The following is a 2,962-nucleotide window of genomic DNA, read 5'->3' on the forward strand; positions in this document are numbered from 1 at the left end:
CGCACGGATCATTAGTACAGGTTAGCTCAATGCATTGCTGCACTTACACACCCTGCCTATCAACCACCTAGTCTTGATGGTTCCTTCAGGGGGCTTGTGCCCCGGGAGATCTCATCTTGAGGCGCGCTTCCCGCTTAGATGCTTTCAGCGGTTATCGCTTCCGAACATAGCTACCCGGCAATGCCACTGGCGTGACAACCGGAACACCAGAGGTTCGTCCACTCCGGTCCTCTCGTACTAGGAGCAGCCCCTCTCAAATCTCCAACGCCCATGGCAGATAGGGACCGAACTGTCTCACGACGTTCTGAACCCAGCTCGCGTACCACTTTAAATGGCGAACAGCCATACCCTTGGGACCGACTACAGCCCCAGGATGTGATGAGCCGACATCGAGGTGCCAAACACCGCCGTCGATATGAACTCTTGGGCGGTATCAGCCTGTTATCCCCGGAGTACCTTTTATCCGTTGAGCGATGGCCCTTCCATACAGAACCACCGGATCACTAAGTCCTACTTTCGTACCTGCTTGATCCGTCGATCTTGCAGTCAAGCACGCTTATGCCTTTGCACACAGTGCGCGATGTCCGACCGCGCTGAGCGTACCTTCGTGCTCCTCCGTTACTCTTTGGGAGGAGACCGCCCCAGTCAAACTACCCACCATACACGGTCCCCGACCCAGATAATGGGCCCAGGTTAGAACGTCAAGCACGACAGGGTGGTATTTCAAGGATGGCTCCACTGCAGCTAGCGCCACAGTTTCATAGCCTCCCACCTATCCTACACAGACGAACTCAACGTTCAATGTAAAGCTATAGTAAAGGTTCACGGGGTCTTTCCGTCTTGCCGCGGGAACGCTGCATCTTCACAGCGATTTCAATTTCACTGAGTCTCGGGTGGAGACAGCGCCGCTGTCGTTACGCCATTCGTGCAGGTCGGAACTTACCCGACAAGGAATTTCGCTACCTTAGGACCGTTATAGTTACGGCCGCCGTTTACTGGGGCTTCGATCAAGAGCTTCGCCTTGCGGCTGACCCCATCAATTAACCTTCCAGCACCGGGCAGGCGTCACACCCTATACGTCCACTTTCGTGTTTGCAGAGTGCTGTGTTTTTGATAAACAGTCGCAGCGGCCTGGTTACTGCGACCCTCTTCAGCTATAGCTCGCACGAGCCACCAAAAAGGGTGCACCTTCTCCCGAAGTTACGGTGCCATGTTGCCTAGTTCCTTCACCCGAGTTCTCTCAAGCGCCTGAGAATTCTCATCCTACCCACCTGTGTCGGTTTACGGTACGGTCTGCGTAAGCTGAAGCTTAGGAGCTTTTCCTGGAAGCGTGATATCAGCAGCCTAGCCCTAATGGGCCGGTCCTTAGTCTCAACGTTGCCCCCCCGGATTTGCCTAAGGGGACCGCCTCAACTCTCTCACCAGGACAACCAACGCCTGGCCCACCTAACCTTCTCCGTCCCTCCATCGCACTTACGCGAGGTGCAGGAATATTAACCTGCTTCCCATCGACTACGCATTTCTGCCTCGCCTTAGGGGCCGACTCACCCTGCGTCGATTAACGTTGCGCAAGGAAACCTTGGGCTTTCGGCGTGCGGGCTTTTCACCCGCATTATCGTTACTCATGTCAGCATTCGCACTTCCGATACCTCCAGCAGACTTCTCAATCCACCTTCATCGGCTTACGGAACGCTCCTCTACCGCGCATACAAAGTATGCACCCCAAGCTTCGGTTCTGCGCTTAGCCCCGTTAAATCTTCCGCGCAGACCGACTCGACCAGTGAGCTATTACGCTTTCTTTAAAGGGTGGCTGCTTCTAAGCCAACCTCCTGGCTGTCTGTGCCTTTCCACATCGTTCACCACTTAGCGATGAATTTGGGACCTTAGCTGTGGGTCTGGGTTGTTTCCCTTTTCACGACGGACGTTAGCACCCGCCGTGTGTCTCCCGGACAGTACGTACTGGTATTCGGAGTTTGCCATGGTTTGGTAAGTCGCAATGACCCCCTAGCCATAACAGTGCTCTACCCCCAGTAGGATACATATGAGGCGCTACCTAAATAGCTTTCGAGGAGAACCAGCTATCTCCGGGTTCGATTAGCTTTTCACTCCTAATCACACCTCATCCCCTACCTTTGCAACGGGAGTGGGTTCGGGCCTCCAGTTGATGTTACTCAACCTTCACCCTGGGCATGACTAGATCACCCGGTTTCGGGTCTACTGCCCGCGACTATGCGCCCTTATCAGACTCGGTTTCCCTTCGCCTCCCCTATACGGTTAAGCTTGCCACGAACAGTAAGTCGCTGACCCATTATACAAAAGGTACGCAGTCACTCCTTGCGGAGCTCCTACTGCTTGTACGCACACGGTTTCAGGATCTATTTCACTCCCTTCACCAGGGTTCTTTTCGCCTTTCCCTCACGGTACTGGTTCACTATCGGTCGGTCAGGAGTATTTAGCCTTGGAGGATGGTCCCCCCATGTTCAGACAGGGTTTCACGTGCCCCGCCCTACTCGATTTCATCGCATCAGCCCCTTCGCATACAGGGCTGTCACCTTCTACGGCGAACCTTTCCAGGTTCTTTTGCTGAAGCTGATGCAACTTAAGGGCTAGTCCCCGTTCGCTCGTCACTACTTAGGGAATCTCGGTTGATTTCTTTTCCTCCGGGTACTTAGATATTTCAGTTCACCAGGTTCGCTTCCAGCAGCTATGTATTCACTGCAGGATACCCGCAAGCGGGTGGGTTTCCCCATTCGGACATCACCGGATCAATGCTTGTTGCCAGCTCCCCCACGCTTTTCGCAGGCTGCCACGTCCTTCATCGCCTCTGACCGCCAAGGCATCCACCGTGTGCGCTTATTCGCTTGACCATATAACCGCAAGTTGCCTTGGGTTATATATGTGACCCGGGGGTACAAAGCCCGGATAGGAATATAACGACTCAATCAATAAAGAGACTTATGTC

The 2,962-nt window shown here is 53.9% G+C and carries 1 rRNA gene; it reads right to left on the bottom strand.

From position 1 onward, the window contains the following. Positions 1 to 2,867 (bottom strand): 23S ribosomal RNA (locus AB0C17_RS29025); the annotation flags it as partial. Positions 2,868 to 2,962 lie beyond the last annotated feature (95 nt).

The sequence above is a fragment of the Micromonospora sp. NPDC048887 genome, assembly GCF_040649715.1.
Lineage (GTDB): Bacteria > Actinomycetota > Actinomycetes > Mycobacteriales > Micromonosporaceae > Micromonospora.